Below are 24,933 nucleotides of genomic sequence, written 5' to 3' on the forward strand. Positions count from 1 at the left end.
CTAAAATAATGCGCTTTTGGAGGTGCGGGGGCTAGGCCTTCTCCCGCGGGAGAAGGCAAGGGTGCGCTTAGGCCAGCGTGCGCTCGACAATATCGCGCAGGTCCGCCGACAGGTTTTCGGCATTGGCGATCGAAAGCAGCGCTTCCCTAGCCTTGGCTTGCCGGCCCGGTTCGAGCGAACGCCACGACCGCAGTGCCGTCGCCAGCCTTGCCGCCACTTGCGGATTGCGCTTTTCGACCTCGAGCACCGTTTGCGCGAAGAACCGGTAGCCTTCGCCGTCGGCGCGGTGGAAGCCGGTCTGGTTGGCGCTGGAGAATGTGCCGATCAGCGAACGCACCCGGTTCGGATTGGCCATCGAGAAGGCCGGATGGGCGGTTAGAGCCCGCACCGTGTCCACAGCCTGCGGCCCCGGCACGCTGGCCTGGATCTGGAACCATTTGTCCATGACCAGCGGATCGGATGCATAGGTCTTTTCGAAAGCCGCCAGCGCCTTGTTTGCCTCCGGCGAGGCGTGGTGGCGATGTGCGAGCACGGCAAGGGCTGCCGCGCGGTCGGTCATGTTGGTCGCCGACTGGAAATGCCCCGCCGCCAATGCCGCCCCACCCGGCAACAGCGAGAGATAGTCCAGCAAAGTGTTGCGCAGGGCGCGTCGTCCCGCGCTCGCCGCGTCGGGGCTGAAGGCCGCCTTGTCGGCAAGGCTGTGGTAGAGTTCGGAAAATAGCTCGGCATTGGCCATGGCGATCGCCAGTGCAAGGGTCTGCCGGGCTGCATGAATGGCATCGGGGTCGATGTTCTTGCCGATGTCGCGGGCGATGTCGGCATCGCCCGGCAGTGCCAGCGCAAGCGCCCGATAGGCGTGCTCCAGGGTGTCATCGCCGGCAATGCTGCCGGCAAGCTCGGTCAGCCGCGTCGCGAAGACCGGCTGCTTGCCGCCAAGGAACTCGCGGAAGGCAGCGATCAGCGCATCGGTGAGCAGTGTGTTGAAGGCTTGCCAGCGCGAGAAGGCATCGCTGTCATGGCGGGCAAGGAAGAACTGGTCGTCGGCCTTCTGCTCGACCGACAGCGTCACCGGCGCCGAAAAGCCGCGGTTGAGCGACACCGCCGGACGTTCGGCAACGCCCGAAAAGCGCACCATATGGCGGCGCTTGCGCAGATGGATGACGCCATCCTCGACGCCGGCGCCCTCGACGCCGCTATACGCGACAGGCTTGCCGCCCGCGCCGATCAGGCCGAAGGCGAGCGGAATATGCATCAGCCGCTTGCGGCTTTCGGAGGGTGTCGGCGGCACCGACTGCTCGATTTCGAGCGTGAACTCCTGCGCGGCTGCATTGTGTGTCGAACTGACCGTCAGATTGGGCGTGCCGGCCTGATGATACCAGAGCGCGAACTGCGACAGGTCGCGGCCCGAGGCATCCTCGAACACCTTGATGAAATCCTCGATGGTCGCTGCTTCGCCATCATGCCGTTCGAAATACAGGTCCATGCTGGCGCGAAAGGCATCTGCCCCCAGGATGGTGCGGATCATGCGCACCACTTCGGAGCCCTTTTCGTAGACCGTCGCCGTGTAGAAATTGTTGATCTCGCGGTAACGGCGCGGCCGCACCGGATGCGCCAGCGGGCCCTGGTCCTCGGGAAACTGGTGGGCGCGCAGCGTGCGCACCTCGGCGATGCGCTTGACCGCGCGCGAGCGCTGGTCGGCGGAGAATTCATGGTCGCGGAAGACCGTCAGGCCCTCCTTCAGGCAAAGCTGGAACCAGTCGCGGCAAGTGATTCTGTTGCCTGTCCAATTGTGGAAATACTCATGCGCGATGATCGCCTCGATATTGGCGAAATCGGCGTCCGTCGCGGTCTCCTCGTCGGCCAGCACATATTTGTCGTTGAAGATGTTGAGGCCCTTGTTCTCCATCGCGCCCATGTTGAAGTCGGACACGGCGACGATGTTGAAGACGTCGAGGTCGTATTCGCGGCCAAATGCCTCCTCGTCCCATCGCATCGACCGCTTCAGCGCGTCCATGGCGTAGCCCGCCAGCTTCTCCTTGCCGCGCTCGACATAGATGCCGAGTTCGACCTTGCGGCCGGACATTGTAACGAAACTGTCGGCGACCTGGCCAAGATTGCCGGCCACAAGCGCGAACAGGTAGGATGGCTTGGGGAAGGGGTCATGCCAGACGGCATAGTGCCAGCCATCCCCGATATCGCCCTTGTCTCCCGGATTGCCATTGGACAGGAGCAGCGGCGCCTCGCCGCGCAGCGCCTCGATCCGCACGGTGTAGACGGACAGGATGTCGGGGCGATCTAGGAAATAGGTGATGCGGCGAAAGCCCTCGGCCTCGCATTGCGTGCAATAGACATTGTTCGAGCGATAGAGACCCATCAGGGCCTGGTTGCCCGCCGGGGCCAGCTCGGTCTCGATCAGCAGCTGGAAGCGGCGTGCGGCCGGCGGCTTGAGAATGGTGAGCTGGTCAGGCGTCACCAGCAGGTCCGCCGGTTTTGCCTTCTTGCCGTCGATCTCGATGCGCTTGAGCGTCAGCCCGTCGCCGTCGAGCACCAATGGCGCCGCCGCGGCTACGCCCTCGCGGCGTTCGACCGTCAGTGTCGCGGTGACGATCGTGGCCTCGGGCGAAAGGCGGAAGGTGAGGTTGGTCTGCGGAATGAGATAATCGTTGGGGCGATAGTCTTCGAGCTTGAAGACCTGGCCGGTGTCCGTGCGCATTCCGTTGTTTTTCCTGTCGATTGCGTTGGACGCGGAGTTCCCGCTGGTCCAAGAAATTTGAAGTCCGCGCTCTTTACACGAAATGGTCCCTCGACAAAACTCGGCCGATGCCTATTTCAGGCGTTCGTTCTCCACATCCCCGCGAGGCAGCCATGACCGTCGTCACACCGAAATTCGGCATGGGCGCTTCCGTGCTGCGGCGCGAGGATGCCGCCTTCATCCAGGGTCAGGGCCGCTATACCGACGATATCCAGCCCGCCGGCGTCCTGCACGGCTATGTTCTGCGCTCGCCGATCGCCAAGGCGAGCTTTACCATCGGCTCGATCGAGGCGGCGAAGGCGGCACCCGGCGTCCATCTGGTGCTGACCGGTGGGGATCTCACCCATCTGCGCGATCTCAAGTCCGGCGTCATGCAGCCACAGCCGGACGGCACCAAAGCGCCGACGCGCGACATTCCGATCCTGTGCCGGGACCGCGTCAACTATGTCGGCGATGCGGTTGCCTTTGTCGTCGCCGACAGCCGTGCCTTGGCGCAGGATGCCGCCGAACTGATCGAGGTCGATTATGACGGCGAGGACGCCGCCTCAGGCACGGCGACGGCGCTTGCCGAGGGCACGCCGCTGGTCTGGCCGGAACTCGGCTCCAACCGCGCCTTCACCTATCATATGGGCGACAAGAAAAAGACGGACGCGGCTTTCGCTGGGGCCGCTCACGTCACTCGCATCGAATTCGTCAACAATCGGCTGGTCTGCAACTACATGGAGCCGCGCTCGGCGATCGGCGAATGGAATGTCGGGGAAAACCGCTTCGTGCTGACCACCGGGTCGCAGGGCGTGCATTCCATGCAGTACATCCTGGCCAGTGTGTTCAAGATCAAGAAGGACCAACTGCGCGTCATCACGCCCGATGTCGGCGGCGGTTTCGGGCCGAAGAGCTTCGTCTACCGCGAATATCCGCTGGTGCTCGAGGCGGCGAAGCGGCTTGGCCGTCCGGTGAAATGGGCCGGCGACCGCACCGAGCACTTCCTCACCGACGCCCAAGGCCGCGACAATGCGGTGACGGCCGAGATGGCGCTCGACAAGGATGGCCGCTTCCTCGGCATGAGGGTCGATCTGCTTGCCAATATCGGCGCCTATATCTCGCAATATGGCCCTTTCATTCCGTATATCGGCGTCACCATGTCGACCGGCGTCTATGATATCAGGGCGCTCGATGTCTCGGTGACCGGCCTCTACACCAACACCTGCCCGGTCGACGCTTATCGCGGCGCCGGCCGTCCCGAGGCGGCGTTCCTGTTGGAAAAACTTGTCGATGCCTGCGCGCATGATCTCGGCCTGCCTGTCGAAGAGATCCGCCGCCGCAACTTCATTCGGCCCGAGCAGTTTCCCTATCGCACGCAGACCGGCCGGCTCTACGACAATGGCGAATTCGAAGGCCATATGGACCGCGCCATCGAACGGTCGCAGTGGAAGGCGTTTCCGCAGCGGCTGGAGCAGTCCAAAGCCGATGGCAAGATCCGCGGCATCGGTATGGCCACCTATATCGAGGCCTGCGCCTTTCCGGGCTCCGAACCGGCCTTTGTCGAGCTCAATGGCGACGGCACGGTGACGCTGAAGATCGGCACCCAGACCAACGGCCAGGGGCATGCCACCGCCTATGCGCAGTTCCTGTCGGAAAAACTCAATCTCGACATCGACAAGATCCATGTCCGCCAGGGCGACACCGACGAATTGAAGGCGGGCGGCGGCACAGGCGGCTCGCGCTCCATTCCGCTGGGGGGTGTCTCGGCTTCCCGCGCCGGTGAGGACCTGGCCAACAAGATCAAGCGCATCGCCGCCGATGAGCTTGAGGCCTCGGCCGGCGATATCGAACTGTCCGATGGTGTTGCCCGCATCGTCGGCACCGACCGGAGCATCGATTTCTCGAGCATCGCCAAGGCTGCGAAGACGCCGGATGACCTTAAGGGATTCGGCGAGTTCGTACAGGACGAGTGCACCTATCCGAACGGCACCCACATCTGCGAGGTCGAGATCGATCCCGACACCGGCGCGACCGAGATTGTCCGCTACACCATCGTCGACGATTTCGGCGTCACGGTGAATCCGATCCTGCTCGCAGGCCAGGTGCATGGCGGCGTCGTGCAAGGCATCGGCCAGGCGTTGACCGAGAACACCATCCATGGCGAGGATGGGCAGCTCTTGACGGCGAGCTTCATGGACTACGCCATGCCGCGCGCCGACAATTTCCCGTTCTTCCATTTCGAGACCCGCAACGTGCCTTCAACCACCAATGCGCTGGGCATCAAGGGCGCGGGCGAGGCCGGCACGATCGGCTCGACACCGGCGGCGCTCAACGCCGTCACCGATGCGCTGTGGCGCGCCTATGGCATCAGGCATATCGAGATGCCGGCGACGCCGGCGCGCATCTGGGCCGCGATCAGGGGCGCATCGCCGACGTGACATCAGGGGCGGAACCAGGAACGACGGGCGGCCACGGCACGCTGAGGGGGATCGCGCTGAAGATCGTCTCGGTGGCGGTTTTTGTCGGCATGCAAACCTGCATCAAGGCGGCCGGCGACGTGCCGGCCGGGCAGATCGTCTTCTTCCGCTCCTTCTTCGCCATCTTCCCGATCATTGCCTTCCTGGCATTGAAGGGACAGCTGCCGACGGCATTCGTCACCAAACGTCCCTTCAACCATGTCGCGCGCGGCGTCGTCGGCGTCGGTGCCATGGGCCTGGGCTTCTTCGCGCTCACCAGGCTGCCGCTGCCGGAGGCGATCACCCTGAACTATGCGCAGCCGCTGCTGGTCGTGGTGTTCTCCTCGGTCTTCCTTGGCGAGTCGATCCGCGTCTATCGCTGGAGCGCGGTTGCCGTCGGCCTCATCGGCGTGCTCATCATCTCCTGGCCGGAGCTGACGCTGCTCAATTCGGATGAAGGGCTCGACGACCAGGAGGTCCTGGGCGTCATGGCCGCGCTGGTGGCCGCGGCGATCTCGGCGGTCGCCATGCTGCTTGTGCGCAATCTCGTGCAGACGGAGAAGACGGCGACCATCGTCCTGTGGTTCTCGTCGACCGCGAGCGTGCTCTCGCTGCTGACGCTGCCTTTCGGCTGGCAGTCGCTGACGCCGGTGCAAGCCGCGCTGCTCGTCATGGCGGGCTTCTGCGGCGGCCTCGGCCAGATCCTGATGACCTCGGCCTATCGCCATGCCGAGGCCTCGGTGGTGGCGCCGTTCGAATACACCTCGATGATCCTCGGCGTCGTCGTCGGCTATTTCATTTTCGGCGACGTGACCTCGCTCAACACGCTGATTGGCGGTGCGATCGTGGTGGCCGCCGGCGTCTTCATCATCTGGCGCGAGCGGCAACTGGGCCTGGAGCGCACGCGAACGCGCAAGGTGACATTGCCGCAGGGGTGAGGAGAGGTCCGCGTAGCGGACGGAAAGCCAATTGCTTGGCTTTCCGAACGACGAACGCCCGGAGGGCTGGGGAGCGATGGCGAAGGGCCGATCTCCTCAGTTACGACCGTTCGCTGCGCTCCTTTGCCAGCCGCACCAGAACCGCGCGAGTCTGCTCGTCGGCAGGGAAGAAGGATTCGATCGCCAGTTCCGACAAGGTCACGTCAAGCGGCGTGCCGAACACGGTGATGGTGCTGATGAATGACAGCACCTGGTCGCCATGGGCGAGGCGCAGCGGATGCACGATGGCGTTCGGCTCGACGGGTGTTGGCCTGCTGCCCTTCAGCCCGGAAGGATAGCTGCGCAACTCCCGCTCCAATTCGACCAGCACCGGATCGCCGCTGGCATCGTTCTGGTGTTTGAGGCGTTCGAGCAGATGCGTGCGCCATTCCTGGAGATTGACGATGCGCGGCGCGATGCCGCCGGGATGCAGGGAAAGGCGAAGCACGTTGACCGGCGGCGTCAGCAGCGAAGCCTCGCTGAGATCGGCAAGGAAGGGAGCAATCGCGGCATTCGCCGAAACCAGGTTCCAGTGCCGGTCCACCGCCAGCGCTGGAAACGGCTCATGCCCCTTGAGCACGATCTCGACCGCCGCCATCGCCGGTGCCAGCGTCGTGTCGGTCAGCGGCCGTTCGCTGAAGCTCGGTGCGAAGCCGGCGGCCAGCAGCAGCTGGTTGCGTTGCCTCAGCGGGATCGAAAGCTGCTCGGCCAGATGCAGCACCATATCGCGCGACGGCGCGGCCCGCCCGCTCTCGACGAAGGACAGATGCCGCTGCGAAATCTCGGCCTCCATGGCGAGATCGAGCTGGCTCATGCGGCGGCGCGTGCGCCATTCGCGGATGAGACTGCCGGCGGAGGTTTGGGCTGTTGTCATGGGGCAGGATTAAGGCGGCGGCAGAGGGATTTCAATTACCTCCAAGGTTATCGCTAGGAGAGCGCCCGCAGCTTCGCCTTGACCTCGAGAAAATCCCGCCATGCCAGCTTCTTGTGCGCGGGCGTTCGCAGGAGATAGGCCGGATGCAGCGTCGGCATGGCCGGAATGGCGATGCCCGAGGCGGTGGTGTGGACACGCCAGTTGCCGCGCAGCCGCAAAATACCTTCCGAGGTGTTGAGCAAGGTCTTGGCCGACGGTCCGCCGAGATTGACCAGCACCTTGGGATTGACCAGTTCGATCTGCCGCTCGATGAACGGCCGGCAGATCTCGGTCTCATGCGGCGTCGGCGTGCGGTTGCCCGGCGGCCGCCACGGAATGACGTTGGCGATGTAGACCGAAGTGCGGTCGAGCCCGATCGCGGCCAGCATGCGATCGAGCAGCCGGCCCGAGCGGCCGACGAAGGGCAGCCCCTCAATATCCTCGTCGCGGCCCGGCGCTTCGCCCACCAGCATCACCGCGGCGTCCGGGTTTCCATCGGCGAAGACCAGGTTCTTGGCGGTGGCCTTGAGATTGCAGCCGTCGAAGGCAGCCATGTGCTGGCGCAACTCGTCCAGGGTCGTTGCGGTTGTCGCCAACTGGCGCGCAAGCGCCGCCTGAGCCTCGTCTGGCACGGCGGCGACCGATGAACGCGCCGGTGGCGCATCCGGAACCTTGCTTGCATCCAGTCCGGGCGGTGCCGCTGGCCGCTCCGGTGCCTTCTCTTCGCGAGGTGGCGCCACCGGCGCCGGCGCGCGCTCGACAGGTCTCGGCGCCGCCTCGGCGAAGCGGTTCACCGGAGCGTCTTCCAGCGCCTCGTCGACGCCGGCGCTGGCATAGAAGGCCAGGATGTCGGCAATATCGGTCGGGCTGTTGGGGGAGGCGGCGGTCATGGCGCGCACATTCGTCCCCATGGCCGAAATTTGCAAGACCGGCGGCTTTCCCTATCCCGTCGGAATGCGCGGGTCTTGCACCAGATAGAAGGTCCATCGCGGCGTGTAATCCGTCATCAGGAACTCGAAGCTGACGGTCTTCAGCGGGTCTACCTTGCCGTTCTTGAACAGCAGCCGGTCATAAGGCTCAAACTCCCTGTCGAAATCGGCGAAATTGCTCGACCAGATATTGTCGGGCGTCTTGTTGCGTTGGTCGAAGGAAAGCCCGTCACCAAACACGCTCGGCTGATCCAATATCTCCTGGAGCTCGAACTGGAATTCGATCCAGGCCTGGCCGCTGTTGTTGAGCACGTTGATGCGCATATACATGATGCCATTGGCGAATTCGCCCGCCTTGCCGAATGTCTGGATCGGCTTTGTCGTGCGGATGGTCAGCGTCACCGGCGTTGCCGAATTCAGCTCTTCGGTGATGACCAGCGGATCGTCCTTGGTTCCGATGCCGGAGGCTCCGGTGATGCGGAAGCCGCCAAGCTCGTCGGAGAAGGAGTAGGCGCCTGTCGCCCAGACCTTCACCTCGTTCGCGGCAGCGTGCCCCGGTGCCGCCATCAGAAGGGCCAGAAGAATCGCCCGGCAGGCCCGGCCGGGCGGGAAAAGAAAGCGCGTCGAAGAAAAGCCCGCTGGCCCAGGAAAGCGCATGGCGGGAAGTATGGCCGATAAGCAAGCCGCCGAACAATTAAAAAACGCAGGCGTGGTCGGTCTTATCGGGCGCAAATGCCTGCCGTGCCGCAAGATGCGCGACTTTTTGGCCAAAACCGCATTGTCACGTCTGCGCCGGTTTCCTGTCGCCAATTGATGCGCTATGCAGCGCAGGAGCCAGCAAGATACGCAACAGCGGCAAGCCAGTGCGGAGGGGTTGATGAGCGATATCGAACGCGAAAGCATGGAATTCGACGTGGTCATCGTCGGTGCGGGTCCGGCCGGCCTTGCCGCGGCCATCCGCCTCAAGCAGGTCAATCCCGAGCTTTCCGTCGTCGTGCTGGAAAAGGGCGGCGAGGTCGGCGCCCATATCCTCTCTGGCGCCGTGGTCGATCCGATCGGCATCGACCGTCTGCTGCCGGGTTGGCGCGAGGAGGAAGGTCATCCTTTCAAGACGCCGGTCACTGCGGATCATTTCCTGGTGCTCGGCCCTGCCGGCTCGTTTCGCCTGCCCAACATATTGATGCCGCCGCTGATGAACAATCACGGCAACTACATCGTCTCGCTCGGCAATGTCTGCCGGTGGCTGGCCGGCAAGGCCGAGGCGCTCGGTGTCGAGATCTATCCGGGCTTTGCCGCCGCAGGCCTGCTCTACAATGAGGAAGGCGCAGTCACCGGCGTCGTCACCGGCGACATGGGCGTCGAGAAGGACGGCACGCATGGGCCGGGCTTCGCGCCGGGCATGGCGCTGATGGGCAAATATGTGCTGATCGGCGAAGGCGCGCGCGGCTCGCTCGCCAAGCAGTTGATCGCCAAATACAAACTTTCCGACGGCCGCGAGCCAGGCAAATACGGCATCGGTCTCAAGGAACTCTGGCAAGTCAAGCCGGAGAACCACCGGCCGGGCCTGGTCCAGCATTCCTTCGGCTGGCCGCTCGACATGAAGACCGGCGGTGGCTCCTTCCTCTACCATCTCGAGGACAACCAGGTGGCGGTCGGCTTCGTCCTCCACCTCAATTACAAGAACCCCTATCTGTCGCCCTTCGAGGAATTCCAGCGTTTCAAGACCCATCCGGCAATCAGGGGCACGTTCGAGGGCGCCAAGCGGCTCGGCTATGGCGCGCGCGCCATCACCGAGGGCGGCTGGCAGTCGGTGCCGAAACTGTCGTTCCCCGGCGGCGCGCTGATGGGTTGCGCTGCCGGCTTCGTCAACGTGCCGCGCATCAAGGGCTCCCACAATGCCGTGCTGTCGGGCATGCTGGCGGCCGAACATGTCGCCGAGGCTATTGGCGCCGGCCGCGCCAATGACGAGCTCTCTTCCTACGAGCAAGCCTGGCGGGCGACCGACATCGGCAAGGATTTGAAGAAGGTGCGCAACGTCAAGCCGCTGTGGTCGCGCTTCGGCACCATCGTCGGCGTCGGTCTTGGTGGCCTCGACATGTGGCTGAACACGCTGTTCGGCAACTCGCCCTTCGGCACGCTGAAGCACGGCAAGGCCGACTATGCCACGCTCGAGCCCGCCGCCCAGCACAAGAAGATCGCCTATCCGAAGCCTGATGGCGTGCTGACCTTCGACCGCCTGTCCTCGGTGTTCCTGTCCAACACCAATCACGAAGAGAACGAGCCGGTCCATCTGCTGGTCGCCGATATGGAACTGCAGAAGCGATCCGAACACGATGTCTTTGCCGGGCCTTCGACCCGCTATTGCCCGGCCGGCGTCTATGAATGGGTCGACAAGGACGGCAACACCGCCGCCGATCCGGCGGCGCAAGACGTCCGCTTCGTCATCAACGCGCAGAACTGCGTCCACTGCAAGACTTGCGATATCAAGGATCCGAACCAGAACATCAACTGGGTGCCGCCGCAAGGCGGCGAGGGTCCGGTCTACCAGGGCATGTGACCTCGCGCGGCCGGCGGTTTCGGCCTCGGCGGCAAGAAAATGCAGGTAGGGCTGGCCGCGAGGGCATGCAGGCCAGCAGAAACGTTGAAACGGCCACCGGTCTATGGTTCCTTCTCTGGAGATAGGGAGAAGGCCGATGCGCCGGACAGTTCTGACATGCCTCGTCGCCATCGGGGCGCTGTTTGCGCCACAGGCCTCAGCCGGCACCAGGGCAGTGATCCAGACGCTGACCTACGACGTCACGGGAAGCTCGGGCGCCGCCCTCGTCGACGCGATGGACAGAAAAGGCCCCCGGCACGGCTTCATGACGCATGCCATCGCCACAACCGCCTATACCGTCGACTGGGACCTCGACGCCGGCCAGGGCAACGGCTTCTGCCGGATACGTGGGGTCAATGGCACGCTCAATCTTTCCTACACCTTCCCGCACCTTGCCCCGCCCGCCACGCCGGCGCTGAAGAGGCGCTGGAACAGGTTTTTCGCAGGTGTTCGCGCCCATGAGGAAACACATGGGCGCATTGCCAGGGAGATGATGCGCGCTACGGAAAAGTCGATAACCGGCTTGCGGATCGCCAACGATCCGTCCTGCTACAAGGCGCGCCGCGAAGCTCAGCTTCGCATCCGGGCCGTCTATGCCGAATATGAGGCCAAACAAATCGCCTTCGATCGGCGCGAACACAGCAGTGGCGGCCATGTCGAACATCTGATCGCTGCCTTGACCGGAAAACCATGAACCGAGTGATCCGGTCAGCGCCGTGGCGCGCGAGCTTCGCTCAGCCGCGCGGCTTGGCCGACAAGTCGCTCGCCGCGAGCGCTGTGGCGTGGCCATTCTCGGGCTGCTTGTCGTCAGAGCGCAGCGTGAACTCGACCAGCACCGGCAGATGGTCGGAGCCGGTGTCCTCCAGCCGCTGCGAAGACAGGATCGTCAGCCCGCCCTTGCTGAACACCTGGTCGATCGGCAGGCCCGCATAGCGGCGCAGGACGTCGGGCAGCGTCCGGTGAATCCAGGTCGGGCCGGCCGATGGCATAAGTGTCAGCCCGCCGAGAGCCGCGACCCGCCGCACCGCCGCACTCCACGGCACGGCGTTGCAATCGCCTGCCATGATCGCGGTCTGGCCCAGCCCGGCCAATGTCTGCGCCAGTTCGCCGATCTGCCAGTATTGCTCCTTCGGCCACGGCCAGCTCAAATGAATCGCGGCGACATCGACCTCGATCCCGCCGAAGTCGATGGTGGCGGTCGCCATCGCACCGCGCGGCTCGCAGCGTGGCGCGGTGCCGGCCACGAACGGCCTGCGCGATAGCAACGCAACCCCGAACATGCCGTTCGGGTAGGGGCAAAGGATGCGATACGGATAGGCGCTGGCGATGAAGCCAAGCTCTGTCGTCCACATCTGCGACACCTCATCGAGGGTGATCACGTCCGGGTTGGTGCGACCGATCAGGGAGAGCACTTTCTTCGGTGTCGGGTTGTTGAAGCGCAAATTCATCTGCAGCAGGCTGTAGACGGCTTGATCGGCGGGCTTGGCAACCGCCGGCTGCGGCCAAAGCCTCGGCAGGGCGCTTGCCGTCGTGGCCAGGCAGGCGATGGCAAAGAGCAGCCCCGCTGCAGCTTGCAGCCGAAACGAGCTGGCAAGCAGCGGCAGTGCCAGAAGCGCCATGAGCACGCTGAAGTGAATGCGGAAATGCGAGAAGGAATCGAAAGCCGGATGCAGCGTGCCGAAGAACCCGGCCAACAGCGCGGCCGACAATGCCGTCATCGCCAGGAATGCCAACCCAGCCGTCATTTTCAAGCGCGCGCCTGTCATCATCGAGGTCGTGTCTGCCGAATGCCGCCTGACGATCCGTTCCATCTGCTTATCGGCCGAATTGCGGCCTGGGCAAGACGACGAAATGCCTCGCCCAGGCGCTGCGGCCGCCTATTGGAACGCTGTCTCCGAAAAGCTCCGGAGCTTGCGCGAATGCAGCCGCTCCATCGGCATCTCGGCCAGCTTCTCCATCGCCCTGATGCCGATGGTCAGGTGCTGCGCCACCTGCCGCTTGTAGAACTCCGTCGCCATGCCCGGCAGTTTCAACTCGCCATGCAGCGGCTTGTCGGAAACGCACAGCAGCGTGCCGTAGGGCACGCGGAAGCGGAAGCCATTGGCGGCGATCGTCGCCGATTCCATGTCGAGCGCGATGGCGCGCGACTGCGACAGGCGCTGCACCGGTCCGCGCTGGTCGCGCAGTTCCCAGTTGCGGTTGTCGATGGTGGCGACCGTGCCGGTGCGCATGATGCGCTTCAGATCGTAGCCGGACAGGCCGGTGACTTCGGCGACCGCTTCCTGCAGCGCAACCTGGATTTCCGCCAGCGGCGGGATCGGCACCCAGACCGGAAGGTCGTCGTCCAGCACATGGTCCTCGCGCACATAGGCATGCGCCAGCACATAGTCGCCGAGCGCCTGGGTGTTGCGCAGCCCGGCGCAATGGCCAAGCATCACCCAGGCATGCGGCCTCAGCACGGCGATATGGTCGGTGATCGTCTTGGCATTGGAAGGGCCAACACCAATGTTGACCATTGTGATGCCGCCATGGTTCGGCTTTTTCAGGTGATAGGCCGGCATCTGCGGAAGGCGCTGCGGCCCAACGCCTTCGCTAGGCGAACTCTGCCCGGCTTTGGTCACGACATTGCCCGGCTCTACGAATTCCGCGTAACCGCCACCGCCCTTCTCCATCAGGTCGCGGGCGCGGGCGACGAATTCGTCGATGTAGAACTGGTAGTTGGTGAACAGCACGAAGTTCTGGAAATGCTGCGGGCTGGTTGCCGTATAATGCGTCATGCGGTGCAGCGAATAGTCGATGCGCTGCGCCGTGAACGGCGCCAGCGGCCTTGGTTCGCCGAAGGCCACCTCGAACGTGCCGTTGGCGATCTGGTCGTCGGTGCCGTCGAGATCCGGCACGTCGAACAGGTCGCGGATCGGCCGCTTGATGCGCTCCGCGGCGGCCCCGTCGACGTAAGTTCCCTCCAAGAAGGCGAAATGCAGCGGAATGGGCGTGGTCGATTCCGAAACCGTGACCGAGACACCGTGGTTGCGCATGATGAGGCGCAGCTGTTCGATCAGGTAGCGCTCGAACAGCTGCGGCTGTGTGATCGTGGTGGCGAAATGGCCGGGTGTCGGCATATGGCCGTAGGCTTGGCGCGAGTCGACCTGGGTGAACGAACTCGTGGTGACGCCGATCTCGGGGTAGAAGGCGCGGTAGCGCTTGCTGCTGTCTCCGCCGGCCGACGCCAGGGCCGCGAAGGCGTCGCGCAGGAACTTGGTGTTGCGATCGTAAAGCCGCTGCAGTGCGGCGACGGCTTTTTCGGCGCTGTCGAAGCTTTGCCGGCCAAAAGGCTCGGGCATGACGACGGATTCGATGGCTTGAGGGTAGATTCGCTTTTCCATGGCTCAATATAGAGACTTGGACGGGCGGTTGGGAGGGGGCTCGCCGCCGAAGGCGCCCAAAGCGCCATTTTTCTTTATCCCCGCTGCAGGCTGACCAGCAGCACAAAACCCACGCCGGACTTCCTCAGGGCCGGCGCCTCGATCGTCGAGCCGGTATCGGCGCGCATCATCGGCACCGCCAGGACCGGAGCGGCCAGAAGCACCAGGATAAGCGCCGCCCGCGGCAGCAGCCGGAGGGTCTTGAGGGTGTTGGCGGCGATGCGGTCCATGATCTCTGAGCTTTTCTTTTCGAGGTCCGGTTCGTTGTTTCAGTGGCGAAGATTGGTCGGGCAGGCGAGGCGGCATATTCTGGTGGCTTCGTCCCAGGAGCGGGGCGAACGGCCCGCTTCGGCGACGAGGATGGCGAAGAACATTCCAAACAGGCTCATCAGCAGGCAGACGATGGTGAAGCGGCGAGCAAGCATTGGGTCGTGTCTCCTTCAACACGCTGGAGAATGCCCCAATGCCTCTGAACCGGCTCTGATGCCGGCGTTCATCTGGGGTTCAAATTGATTGACGGGATCTGGGCCGGTCGTCGTCGCCAGCGCGGCCACCGGCAGCGGGGGCAAGAGCCCCAAGGCTTGACATACCGATGAAACGAAAACGGGGCCCGTCGGGCCCCGTCAGGATGTCACAAGGATAGGCCGATCAGAGCTTGTGCCAGGTCTGGCTCTTGCAGATCAGTCCGCCCAGCACGCAGCCGCTCATCTTGAGCGCGGTGCCCGACAACGTCGCCTTGCCCGAATAGGTCTTGTCGTTTGCAGGATCGGTGATGCTGCCGGCATATTTGTTGTCGCCCGCCGCCTTGAGCGAGCCGATCGTCTTGCCGGCATATTTGCCCGATTTGAGCGTGATGGAAAACGAGTCGCTGCCTGATATGGCCGCTGTATCGCCGGCTTGCGTTTTCCAATTGCCCTCGATCGGATCGGCCCACGCCGCACCCGCCATGATCAATGTGGCTGCAAGAGCCAGGCTCACTTTTCGAAACATGTCTTGCTCCCTTTGGATGGCCGGCCGAATTCTCCGCCTCGCCGGTCTGCCGCTTACGCAAACGTAAGCTAATCCAGCTCCCGGCAAAACAAAAGCGGTGCCGCAACGGAAGACTTTGGGATTTTGAAGCCGCCTGAATTGGCGCCGTCGGCGGGGAAATGAAAACGACCGGCACGTGCTGTTTGTTTCCCGTGGTTAGCGGAGTGTTGATCGAGGCTCGGAAAGTTTTCGTCAAATTTGACGAAAATCGGCTGAATTGCTGGCTTCGTATCCTTAACGAATTTCCGCGTTTACCTCTTGTTTTAGCTTTGTTTTCCTCAAATTAAGCACGCCATTTAACGACGGATTCAAGCCTGATCGGCATTCTCGAAAGCATCGAAAGAGCGGCCCGGACAAGACGAACGGAGGCAGCTCTCGGGAGCCAGACAGGGGACTAAAATGGCACGTTTTGAAATGCTTGAAGCAGGTTTCGGCGCCATGGGGGCAACTGCCCAGGCCGACATTCTTTTCGAACTGGGCATGATGTATGCGACCGGCCGCGATTGCGAGACCGACGTCGTTGCCGCCCACAAATGGTTCAACATCGCCGCCATCAAGGGCTCGGCCCGCGCCGCGGAACTGCGCTCGGAACTGTCGGCCGCCATGTCGAAGGTCGAGATCGCCAAGGCGCTGCGCGAAGCCCGCGAATGGATGACCATGCACTAAAGTTCCGGCAGACGGGGACGCTCCGGCCAAGACCGCTTCAAGACGGTCGGGCCAAACAGGGATAAGGCTGCGCAGACAGCCAGGCCACAGGCTATCAACACCAAGAATGCGGCAGCCGGACAGGTCCAAGCCGTACGACGGACCATCATCCGAAAGCATCGGTTTTCGGATCAGGGCAGGGAAGACAGGGAAAGCAAAGTTGGGGTTCGCGGCGCGGGGGCGCTGGGGAAACAGCCCGATAGGCAAAAAGCCACGACCAGCCGGAACAAGGCTGGCGTGGCTTTTTGCGTAGATGACGGCTCGCAGGCCCAATCGAGTGGCGCCAATGCGCCTAGACAGGCCCAATGAAGGATGAAATTGTCCCGCCTCTCTGGAAGAAGCGCGGCCGGGCGGCCGCGCGTGAGTGGAGGAGTTCTATTGCCATGAAAAAAATGAGTATTTTGAGCGCGGCCATTTTCGGCCTGATGATGAGTGCGCCGGTCGCATTTGCCGACGACATCACCGTTTCGGTGGTCGGTCCGATGACCGGACAGCTCGCCACTATCGGTGACCAGTTCAAGCAGGGCGCACAGGCCGCGGCAGACGCCATCAACGCCGCGGGCGGCGTCAACGGCTCGATGATCAAGCTCGACATCGAGGACGACCAGTGCGATCCCAAGCAGGCCGTGTCGGTCGCCAACCGCATCATCGCCAACGGCGTCAAGTTCATCGACGGCCATGCCTGCTCGGGCTCGAGCATTCCCGCCTCGGCCGTCTATGCCGAAGCCGGCGCGCTGATGATGAGCCCGGCTTCCTCGAACCCGGTGCTGACCGATGCGGCCGCCAAGGCCGGCTGGCCGACCATCATGCGCCTCTATACGCGTGACGATGCACAGGGCGCCTTCATCGGCCCGTGGATCGCCAAGAAATATGCCGGCAAGAACGTCGTCATCCTGCACGACAAGAGCGCTTACGGGCAGGGCGTGGCTGATGCCGTCAGGGCAACCATGAACACCGGCGGCCTCAAGGAAGTCTATTATGACGCCATCAATCCCGGCGAGAAGGACTATTCGGCGCTCGTCACCAAGCTGAAGGATCTCAAGGCCGACGTCGTCTATTTCGGCGGCTACCATCCTGAAGCCGGCCTGATTCTGCGTCAGTCGGCCGAACAGAACCTGAAGTTCCAGCTGATCATGCCGGACTCCATCGCCTCGCCGGAATTCTGGCAGGTTGCCGGCCCGGCTGGCGAAGGCACCATGTTCGTCTTCCCGTCGGACCCGCAGGCAAAGCCGGAAGCCAAGGCCGCCGTCGAGAAGATCAAGGCCGGCGGCTTCGTGCCGGAAGGCTTCACGCTGTTCTCTTACGCCGTGGTCCAGGCTTTCGCCGAAGGCATCAAGCGTGCCGGCAGCGACGATCCGGCCAAGGTTGCCGAAGCGTTGAAGAACGGCACGCCGATCAGCACCGTTGTCGGCGACGTCACCTTCGACGAAAAGGGCGACCTCAAAAACGCCAGCTACGACATCAACCAGTGGCATGACGGCAAATACGCGCCGATCGCGCAGTAGTCGCTGACATCACCTAGTGGCATTGCAGCGCCGCGCGTTCTTCTGGACGCGCGGCGCTCTGATGCAGCGGCCTAATAGGTCACGGTAACGACAACGGTATCGGTATAGACGCCGGCCGAAGGTGTCGTTTGAGCGGGAACACGGCCGTAGATGGTGAGATTTTGCGCCGCACCGCTGCCGCTTCCCGCAACAGTACTGCCTGGCATCGCCGCGTCGCCCCACACCTGGCTGCGTGCGTTATCCTTGTAGAGGCCGTAGGTTACGGTTTCCACGCCCTTGGACATCTTGCGCGCGGTTGGGGCCGAACCAGTCGTTCCGTTGCTGAGCGACACTGTGTAGGGCGTGCCCGGGGTGCAGGTGATGGAAACCCCGCCAGTTGCATCGACATTGGCGCCCAGAATGCCGTTTGATCCGAAATCGATGTTCTGGATTGCCAGCAGACAATTGGCCGGAACGATCGCGTTGATCGTGAATGTGGGTCTGTCGACGGAGCCTGCGCCGGTGCTGCAATCGTTGCCGGGAGTGGCTCGATAGCGGAACTCGACGTGGCTCCCAGAAAATGTGGAGAGGTAGGTCGACGGCACCGCGGTCGCCTGTCCACCCAATATGGCGCCATAGATCGTCTGGCTGGCCGAACCGCTGCCGAGCACGTTCAGCGTCAGCGCAAAGCCCGGCGCTGTCGGCGGATACGGCCACGCATAGGAGCCCCACACCACCGAGCGCGCGGAATCCGAATAAAGCTGGTAGTTGAGATCATTGGCGCCGCTCAGCATCTGACGGGCCGAAGCCGTGGCACCGCCGCTGCCCGTACCCAGATTTGGGCAGACGAGGATGCGCTGCAACAACAATCCAGTGCAGTTTACGCTGAGTGTGGCGGTTGAATTGCTTGACGAACCGGAAAGCGTATCGACCAGCCCGAAATTCATCGCCGATACGCCAAAGCTGCAGCTTTGGGCCCAGGCAACGGTCGGCAACAGCAGGGCGGCCGACAGCATAGCGAAACGGAGCATGGTTCGTCCTCGCCTCAAGAACAGATGACCTGCTTGATGACCACCTGCTGGCCGGGTATCGCTCGATAGGCGAATTCTGCTCGACACGAGGTGCCGTCCGGCAATTCAATGGCCACGGCATTTTGTCGGTGGAGGGTGCGGATGTAGGCCTCGCCGTCATAGCCGATCACGAATTCCTCGTCGGCACCCTCGACACGACCTTTGGCGCCGACGGCGATCGGCGTGCCTTTGCCGTCGACCAGGGAGACAAGCGCCGCATCGGCAGCCTTTGAAACGCCGAAATCAAGGACGACGCCACTTCGACCGGCCGGCACGACGATTTTGCGGGTCTCCGGCACGTCGGCATCGACCGGCAAGTTCCTTGGATCAATGGAAATGGTATTGTCTTCGTAGGAGTTCAGGTCGGGAACCAGGATCCTTCCCTGCCGGTTGCTGACGCCGACCGGCCTGTTCTGGTGCTGGACCTCCACGCCAGCAACGCCGACATCGACAACAGCAAACGCGTCGTCGATGCGGTTGGTGGCAAAAATGCCGCCGCCGGCGACGGCGATTGCCCCATCGACCTCTGCGGTTCCACGAACGCTCTTGTCGAATTGCTGGATGCCGGTCTCAACTCGTGCCCGTGGTGAACGGTAGCTGACGGCTGCCGACCGGTTGGGCGTGCCGCCCTCGGACGTCCTCGCACGCCAGCCGATGCTGCCGTTCTCCAGCCGTTCGGACTTGGCGATGTCGGCGACCACCGACACGCCGTCAGGGCCGTCTGCGACCCCGGTCGAGGCGGTGACATCACCGCCGAGTGGCACGGAGATGCCCGCAAACACTCCAAAGCTGTTTTTGTCGTCAAGGTCGGTGAAGGCGGTGGCATAGAAGCTGCTGTCCTTGAACACTGTCTGGCTGTACGAAACGCCGACGATCTGGCTGCTCTCTCCCTCGGCGCTCGTAAGATGCGCGTAGGAGAGGTTGAGGTTTGAAAAATCAAGCGGCATCGGCACGCTCAGCGTTACCTGGTCGAGCGCGCGAGGAACGCCGGCTGTGAAGATCGGGAACTCGTTCGGACCCGGTACAGCATTGATCTCGGCGGTGACCGATGCAATGTCCTCGTAGTCCGCGAACGCGCGCTGCATGCGGCCATAGAGCGACCACCCATCGTAGCTCAGCTCAAGCGAGGCGTTGACGAGCGCGCCCGTCTGGCCATTGTGACGACTGCCGGCCGCAGCAATGGAGGCTGCGCCGAAATAGCTGAGCGGAAACGCTATGCCGGCGCCGCCATTCACAAGATCTTCGCCGCCTTCGACGTGGCCTTCCAGTGTCAGCCGGTTGGTCAGCCCATAGCGTGCACTTGCCGAGCCATAGATGCCGCCGTCATAATCATACGATTCGACACCGAAATTGCGCCGCGGAGAGCCGACCTCGGCGGAGAAATCGAGCAGGCCTCGTTTCAAAAGCATGCTGGAATTGTAGAACGGCAACGTCACGGTGGTTTCGCGGCCGAGGCTATCGCGCAGGACAATTTGGGCTTGGCCAGCTCCGGTGAATATTGGCAGGTTTGTCACCTGGAACGGCCCGGCCGGGACGTCGCTGGTATAGGTCCGCACATTCTGTGTATAGACTTCGAGCGTGGAGGGGACAGCAGCTGTTCCCGAGAAGTTCGGAAGCGGCAAGGTGACGAGATCGGAACGCAAGGAAAAATTGCGCTGGACCTGAAAGCCGCCGAGATACACGGACCTTGTCCATGCCAGCCCACCCGAGACGAAGTCACCCGCCTTGTAGGTCAGCAACCGCTCGGGATCGGAATAACTCCAGGTCGTGTTCAGCCGGGTGAAGCCGTCAAGTTCGCCGTCGGACAGGCTGACGATAAAGCCTTGGCTCAACGTTCCGTAAGGGCTGAAAAGCCGCGCATCGAAACCGCCTGAGACGCCACTAAAGAGCTGCGAGGTACGATCCTTCAGATCGTTGATGCTGGCGAACAGGGAATAGTTCAGCACGCCGCCAAAGCCGGATTGCGGCTTGAGCCTGTCCTGCTTACCCTGCGGAGCGATGTCGATGACGTGGGCGGAGCGTGCCGCATTGGTGGCCGTCACATAGAGACGTTGGGTCGCTTCATCGATACGATAGGAGACGTCCGGGAGCCGATCGACCCGCACCAGGTGATCGGCACCCATCGCACCCTCGACAGGTTGCAGCCCAACCTGCTGCAATTCGTCTGGCGTGGAAGCCAGGCCGCCATCCGACAGCTGCCTGAAAGCGCCGATCAGCCCGGTGGAGACGTCGTTGACGAAGACTTCCAGATACAGATCGCGGCCGTCGGCTGGAGCCGCCGCGGAATCCGTTGCCGCGGGGGCCGGCAACACATCTTGTGCTTTGACCTGCATGGTGGAAAATGCGGTCACGACAGCGGTGATCGCGACCCTACTGGCCCTTGATCGAAACGTTGGCATCGAACGGTCCAAAATCGCTCTGGGCCGACAGCAAAACCGCCCCACCCGAAAGCGTCTTCCCCGCGATCGGCCATTGCATGGTCGCACCGCCGAGCACATAGCCGACAAGACCGTTGCGATTGCCGAGTTTTCGCCCGCTCTGCGTCAGCGTCAAATCGGACAATCTCAAGCGGCTTTCACCGGTGTTTTTTGCTGTCAGGAGCAGCCCGCGCCCCTTGCCTGAGAGGCTCCAGGAAACATCTGGAGCAGCCGCGTCGGGATTGCGAAAGAACACCGGAACCGAATAGCGCAGGACCAGACTGACGGTACCGGCCTTCTTTCTAGACGGATCAGGAAGTTCGTCGATGATCACGCGATAGCTTTCCTCGCCTGCAACGGCTGATTTCGATACCCGCACAACCCGCACCAGATAGTCGGCGCCGGGGCCGAGCTTCGCAGCTGGGGGACTGGCAACAACATCACTGGTCGGCTCGAGCCGTTCGATGCCGCCCTCTTGAGTCCAGCGAAACACTCTTATCTGTACGTTGATGGGCTGTTTCGCGTCGTTGCGCAGGGTCAAGGCCGCCGCGCTGTCCGGCGCGATCATCTCGATGTTGGTCGGTGCCACCCGAAGCGACGCTGCTTGCGCCAAACCGGCCGCGAGGAGCAAAAGCGCGATCGCGCTAATGCTTTTGAGCATGGAACGCATGGCGTTCTCCCTGTTTGACAGCACCTTAGTAGGTGACGGTGATCGCAACCGTGTCTGTGTAGACACCCGCACCAGGCGTTGTTTGCGGCGGCACGCGGCCATAAACCGTAAGTGGTTGCGCGGCGCCATTGCCGGTGCCTGCCACCGTGTCGGTGCCTATGGTGGTGCCCCATAGCTGGGCACGCGCCACGTCGCGATAAAGCGAGTAGTTGAGGACCGCGGCTGCTGGGCCGGTCATCTTGCGGACGGCGACCGTTGCCCCGGCGCCGACACCGGCGCTCAGGCCGACATTGTAGGGCGTACTGTTGGTGCATTGCACTGAAATGGTGCTGGTCTGGTCGACATTGGCGTCAATGACACCATTCGTGCCGAAATCCATATCGGTCGCGGTCTGAACCTTGCACTCCGCCTGAATGGTGATCCGGACTGTCATATTGCCGGTGGCGGTCGCTCCTTGTGCAGGACTGAACCACTGCAGTGGCAACGCGGCGGTCAAAGCGAGCGCTTTGATGAAAGTCTTCATGGGTTTTCCCTCGAAAAGGCCGCGTAAGGAAATCCGCCCGATCCCGTTAACGCCAACCCATCGTCTGCAGATATCAAACCCAGAGTGGGTATAGGCTATAAATAAATCTAAAGCAAATTTCAGGACGTCGGATTGTAAGAATGTCTTTAAGTAAAATATTATATTATGCGTTTTGCCATCCGATTGACCCTGAATCAGCCAAGAGCGAAATTGATAATATCGACACATAAAAAGGAGCTGTGTTTTATATTTTGTCGATTGAGCATTGCCGGCGGCCATCTCGTCGCGGCCATTTTCATTTTGGCAGGGCGTCTCCAATGCGCCTTGGGATGTAGCGATAGAACACGTCATTGTCCTGAGCCTGTCCATCCCGATAGAGCGGGATCGGCTCTGTCCTTCTTGGGCATGATCTTTTCCGAAAACCGGATCCAGTTTTCGGGATCGCGCTCTACGCGTTCTGCTCCTCTACGAACCGCACCAGCACTGTCCCGTCCGTGACCTGCGCGCCTTCCGTGGCGATCTCGGCAACCACCCCGTCATGCGGGGCGGCGATAGTGTGCTCCATCTTCATTGCCTCGAGGATCAGCAACGGTTGCCCCTTGATCACCGCATCGCCCTTCGCCACGCGCACCAGCTTGACCAGGCCCGGCATCGGCGCGCGCAGGCTGCCGGAGGCGGCGGCCGCTTCATCGCTCCGTGCCAACGGGTCCGGTACCGCGAATGTGTAGCCGACGGCGCCTTCGAACACCGTGATGTGGCCAGGCCAGCGGGCGAGGCGGGGAGCGGCGCGAAAATCATGCGAATTGGTGCTGTCATAGGGCGCATCGAACGCCACCTGGAAGCGCCCGTCCGGCCGCACCGAAACCTTTGCCAGTATATCGGTCTCCCCGAACTTCAGCCGCGTGCGCCGCGCCACGCCGTGGAAATGCGCGTAGCCGGAAAGTGACGACCATGGGTCGTTCGATAGCGGCAAGGCTGCGGCACCGGAGGCGGCAAGGGCTGCTGCCGAGACGATTTCGCCGGTCGGCGGCGCGACCCCGGTCAGTGCCGCCTGATGTCTGCCGATCAGGCCGGTGTCGACATCACCAGCACAAAAGTCGGGATCGGCGGCAAGGGCGGCAAGAAAGCCGGTGTTGACGGTGGAACCCGCGATTTCGGTCCGCGCCAGCGCCGCGCCGAGAGCTTCCAGCGCTGCTAGCCTGTCCTTTGCATGGACCACCAGCTTGGCGATCATCGGATCATAATAGGGTGAGATGGCATCACCGGTCCGCACGCCGGTCTCGACGCGCATCGTGGCGCCCTCGGGTGCCGCCTCAGGGAACTTCAGATGATGGAGCGTGCCCGTTGCGGGCAGGAAGCCCTTTGACGCATCCTCGGCATAGATTCGCGCCTCCAGGGCATGGCCGGTCAGCGCGATCTCGCTCTGCGTATTCGGCAGCTTTTCGCCGCTGGCAACGCGCAACTGCCACTCGACGAGGTCGGTGCCGGTGACCATCTCGGTGACCGGATGCTCGACCTGCAGGCGGGTGTTCATCTCCATGAACCAGAAGCGGTCGGGCTTGAGGCCTTGCGAGGCATCGACGATGAATTCGATGGTGCCGGCGCCTGAGTAGCCGATCGCCTTGGCGGCCTTCACAGCCGCTTCCGTCATCGCCTTGCGCAGCGCCGGCGTCATGCCGGGGGCGGGGGCTTCCTCGATCACTTTCTGGTGGCGGCGCTGCGCCGAGCAGTCGCGTTCGTAGAGATGCACGGCATTGCCGAAATTGTCGCCGAACACCTGCACTTCGATGTGCCGCGGCTTGTCGACATATTTTTCGACGAGAACGCGGTCGTCGCCGAAAGCAGCCTTTGCCTCGCGCCGGGCGCTGGACAGCGCCTCGGAGAAATCATCGGGATGCTCGACGCGCCGCATGCCCTTGCCGCCGCCGCCGGCGCGCGCCTTGATCAGCACGGGATAGCCAATCTCGCGTGCCTTGGAGGCAAGCAGCACGATCTCCTGCGCTTCGCCATGATAGCCCGGAACGACGGGAACGCCGGCTTTCTCCATCAGCCGCTTGGCGGCGTCCTTCAGCCCCATGGCGCGGATCGAGGCCGCCGACGGGCCGATGAAGGTAAGCCCCGCCGCCACCACCTGGTCGACGAAATCAGGATTTTCCGACAGGAAGCCGTAACCGGGATGGATGGCCTGCGCCCCCGTCGAAAGCGCAGCCGCGACAATCCGGTCACCGCGCAGATAGCTTTCGCCAACCGACGGGGGGCCGATATGAACGGCCTCGTCGGCCATCTCGACATGCAGGGATTTCGCGTCGGCGTCCGAATAGACAGCGACGGTGCGCACACCCATCTTGCGGGCCGTGCGGATGACACGGCAAGCGATCTCGCCGCGATTGGCGATCAGGATTTTGCTGAACATGGAGCCTCCGTAGCGAGGGCTTGCTGAAAGCGACGCAGGCGTTCCTTCGCGCCCCCTCTGTCTCGCAAGCCTATATGGATAGGCTTTCGCTTCGCCGGATGCTGCCTTGCAGTTCGGCACTTGATGTAGAGCGCTCCCTTACCGGGGGAGTGCTCTACCAGCAAAGCGCACGCGCCTATTTCGATGCCGAGATCGCGCAGCCGCCACTCGCGGTCTTTAGTTTCCACCGCGTCAATCCGGCCTGGCAGTTGCGCAGCGCGATCTCTTCCGCGGCCTTCTGGGACGTCGCGTTGAACTTCGTGCCGCAGATGATGTAAAGGTCGACGACGCGCGAATAAAAGGTCGTGGCGTAGGCCGAATGACCGCTCGCCGCGACGTAACCCTTGTAGGCGACGTTGCATTCGCCCGAGCCTAGGGTCGGCGGAAAACGCACGTCTCCCTTGCTGCCTGCGAGCGATCCGGCCTGGCCGGCGCCGGCTGTTGAGAATATTAGTAGTCCTGCAAGTATCGAGGCAGCCGTCCGCCGGCAATATTTCAGTTCCATTTCCACCCTGTCCCCATTGCATTGTGCGGGACAAGCAGTAGCGAATATTTT

At 62.8% G+C, this 24,933-nt stretch carries 22 protein-coding genes; 7 read left to right on the plus strand and 15 right to left on the minus strand.

What is annotated here, in order from left to right; genetic code table 11:
- Nucleotides 1-67 precede the first annotated feature (67 nt).
- On the minus strand, nucleotides 68-2,713 hold the full coding sequence (gene pepN, locus MAFF_RS31380; RefSeq protein WP_010915056.1) for an aminopeptidase N: 2,646 nt from the start codon (nucleotides 2,711-2,713) through the stop codon (nucleotides 68-70).
- A gap of 152 nt (nucleotides 2,714-2,865) precedes the next feature.
- Here pepN and MAFF_RS31385 point away from each other — a divergent pair, with 152 nt between their 5' ends.
- Nucleotides 2,866-5,172 carry a xanthine dehydrogenase family protein molybdopterin-binding subunit gene (locus MAFF_RS31385; protein WP_032929491.1) on the plus strand — a complete coding sequence of 769 codons (2,307 nt, stop codon included), beginning with the start codon at nucleotides 2,866-2,868 and terminating at the stop codon, nucleotides 5,170-5,172.
- Complete coding sequence (locus tag MAFF_RS31390) at nucleotides 5,169-6,128, plus strand: DMT family transporter (RefSeq protein WP_032933218.1); 960 nt, start codon at nucleotides 5,169-5,171, stop codon at nucleotides 6,126-6,128. Before MAFF_RS31385 ends, MAFF_RS31390 begins: the two co-directional genes overlap by 4 nt.
- A 100-nt stretch (nucleotides 6,129-6,228) precedes the next feature.
- Here the strand turns inward: MAFF_RS31390 and MAFF_RS31395 are convergent, their stop codons facing one another.
- The 3 genes from MAFF_RS31395 to MAFF_RS31405 are packed head-to-tail and all read right to left on the minus strand — an operon-like array spanning nucleotide 6,229 to nucleotide 8,666.
- Entirely contained in the window at nucleotides 6,229-7,041 is an 813-nt protein-coding gene (locus MAFF_RS31395) for a helix-turn-helix domain-containing protein (protein ID WP_010915059.1), read from the minus strand.
- A 53-nt stretch (nucleotides 7,042-7,094) separates the two neighbouring features.
- Complete coding sequence (locus tag MAFF_RS31400) at nucleotides 7,095-7,970, minus strand: uracil-DNA glycosylase (protein WP_010915060.1); 876 nt, start codon at nucleotides 7,968-7,970, stop codon at nucleotides 7,095-7,097.
- 51 nt (nucleotides 7,971-8,021) lie between these two features.
- A complete protein-coding gene (locus tag MAFF_RS31405) occupies nucleotides 8,022-8,666 on the minus strand; it encodes a hypothetical protein (RefSeq protein ID WP_010915061.1) in 645 nt (214 codons plus the stop codon).
- Here MAFF_RS31405 and MAFF_RS39505 point away from each other — a divergent pair.
- The 3 genes from MAFF_RS39505 to MAFF_RS31415 all read left to right on the plus strand — a co-directional run bounded on the left by MAFF_RS39505 (nucleotide 8,665) and on the right by MAFF_RS31415 (nucleotide 11,299).
- Nucleotides 8,665-8,823, plus strand: a complete 159-nt coding sequence (locus MAFF_RS39505; protein WP_010915062.1) for a hypothetical protein — start codon at nucleotides 8,665-8,667, stop codon at nucleotides 8,821-8,823. The genes MAFF_RS31405 and MAFF_RS39505 overlap by 2 nt on opposite strands.
- A gap of 63 nt (nucleotides 8,824-8,886) precedes the next feature.
- A complete protein-coding gene (locus tag MAFF_RS31410) occupies nucleotides 8,887-10,566 on the plus strand; it encodes an electron transfer flavoprotein-ubiquinone oxidoreductase (RefSeq protein ID WP_010915063.1) in 1,680 nt (559 codons plus the stop codon).
- A gap of 136 nt (nucleotides 10,567-10,702) precedes the next feature.
- A complete protein-coding gene (locus MAFF_RS31415; RefSeq protein WP_010915064.1) occupies nucleotides 10,703-11,299 on the plus strand; it encodes a DUF922 domain-containing Zn-dependent protease in 597 nt (198 codons plus the stop codon).
- A 40-nt stretch (nucleotides 11,300-11,339) separates the two neighbouring features.
- Here the strand turns inward: MAFF_RS31415 and MAFF_RS31420 are convergent, their stop codons facing one another.
- The 5 genes from MAFF_RS31420 to MAFF_RS31435 form a co-directional block, all read right to left on the minus strand.
- Nucleotides 11,340-12,416: an endonuclease/exonuclease/phosphatase family protein gene (locus MAFF_RS31420; protein WP_010915065.1), complete on the minus strand. Its 1,077-nt coding sequence runs from the start codon at nucleotides 12,414-12,416 to the stop codon at nucleotides 11,340-11,342.
- A gap of 66 nt (nucleotides 12,417-12,482) precedes the next feature.
- Nucleotides 12,483-13,946, minus strand: coding sequence for an AMP nucleosidase (locus MAFF_RS31425; protein ID WP_244420658.1), 1,464 nt, complete (start codon nucleotides 13,944-13,946; stop codon nucleotides 12,483-12,485).
- Between the two features lie 116 nt (nucleotides 13,947-14,062).
- Entirely contained in the window at nucleotides 14,063-14,257 is a 195-nt protein-coding gene (locus MAFF_RS31430) for a hypothetical protein (RefSeq protein ID WP_010915067.1), read from the minus strand.
- 39 nt (nucleotides 14,258-14,296) lie between these two features.
- On the minus strand, nucleotides 14,297-14,452 hold the full coding sequence (locus MAFF_RS40155) for a hypothetical protein (RefSeq protein WP_010915068.1): 156 nt from the start codon (nucleotides 14,450-14,452) through the stop codon (nucleotides 14,297-14,299).
- A gap of 223 nt (nucleotides 14,453-14,675) precedes the next feature.
- A complete protein-coding gene (locus MAFF_RS31435; RefSeq protein WP_010915069.1) occupies nucleotides 14,676-15,017 on the minus strand; it encodes a DUF2147 domain-containing protein in 342 nt (113 codons plus the stop codon).
- Between the two features lie 438 nt (nucleotides 15,018-15,455).
- Between MAFF_RS31435 and MAFF_RS31440 the strand changes: the two genes are divergently transcribed.
- Both MAFF_RS31440 and MAFF_RS31445 read left to right on the plus strand, forming a co-directional pair.
- The gene (locus tag MAFF_RS31440) at nucleotides 15,456-15,722 is read left to right on the plus strand and encodes a sel1 repeat family protein (protein WP_010915070.1); all 267 of its coding nucleotides are present in this window, start codon (nucleotides 15,456-15,458) and stop codon (nucleotides 15,720-15,722) included.
- A gap of 422 nt (nucleotides 15,723-16,144) precedes the next feature.
- Nucleotides 16,145-17,266, plus strand: a complete 1,122-nt coding sequence (locus MAFF_RS31445; protein WP_032929495.1) for an ABC transporter substrate-binding protein — start codon at nucleotides 16,145-16,147, stop codon at nucleotides 17,264-17,266.
- A 71-nt stretch (nucleotides 17,267-17,337) separates the two neighbouring features.
- On the opposite strand, the gene MAFF_RS31450 is transcribed toward MAFF_RS31445, so the two are convergent.
- From MAFF_RS31450 to MAFF_RS31475, 6 genes are all read right to left on the minus strand, one after another.
- A complete protein-coding gene (locus tag MAFF_RS31450) occupies nucleotides 17,338-18,276 on the minus strand; it encodes a Csu type fimbrial protein (RefSeq protein WP_032929497.1) in 939 nt (312 codons plus the stop codon).
- A 14-nt stretch (nucleotides 18,277-18,290) separates the two neighbouring features.
- Nucleotides 18,291-20,714 (minus strand): fimbria/pilus outer membrane usher protein, encoded by a 2,424-nt coding sequence (locus MAFF_RS31455; protein ID WP_010915073.1) that lies wholly within the window; start codon nucleotides 20,712-20,714, stop codon nucleotides 18,291-18,293.
- Nucleotides 20,686-21,402 (minus strand): fimbrial biogenesis chaperone, encoded by a 717-nt coding sequence (locus MAFF_RS31460; protein ID WP_044551566.1) that lies wholly within the window; start codon nucleotides 21,400-21,402, stop codon nucleotides 20,686-20,688. Before MAFF_RS31460 ends, MAFF_RS31455 begins: the two co-directional genes overlap by 29 nt.
- 25 nt (nucleotides 21,403-21,427) lie before the next feature.
- Nucleotides 21,428-21,925, minus strand: coding sequence for a Csu type fimbrial protein (locus MAFF_RS31465; RefSeq protein WP_010915075.1), 498 nt, complete (start codon nucleotides 21,923-21,925; stop codon nucleotides 21,428-21,430).
- A 448-nt stretch (nucleotides 21,926-22,373) separates the two neighbouring features.
- Nucleotides 22,374-24,338, minus strand: a complete 1,965-nt coding sequence (locus MAFF_RS31470; RefSeq protein WP_044549809.1) for an acetyl/propionyl/methylcrotonyl-CoA carboxylase subunit alpha — start codon at nucleotides 24,336-24,338, stop codon at nucleotides 22,374-22,376.
- 175 nt (nucleotides 24,339-24,513) lie between these two features.
- Nucleotides 24,514-24,882: a hypothetical protein gene (locus MAFF_RS31475; protein ID WP_044549811.1), complete on the minus strand. Its 369-nt coding sequence runs from the start codon at nucleotides 24,880-24,882 to the stop codon at nucleotides 24,514-24,516.
- Nucleotides 24,883-24,933: the final 51 nt, after the last annotated feature.

It is taken from the genome of Mesorhizobium japonicum MAFF 303099 (assembly GCF_000009625.1).
GTDB classification, from domain to species: Bacteria; Pseudomonadota; Alphaproteobacteria; order Rhizobiales; family Rhizobiaceae; genus Mesorhizobium; species Mesorhizobium japonicum.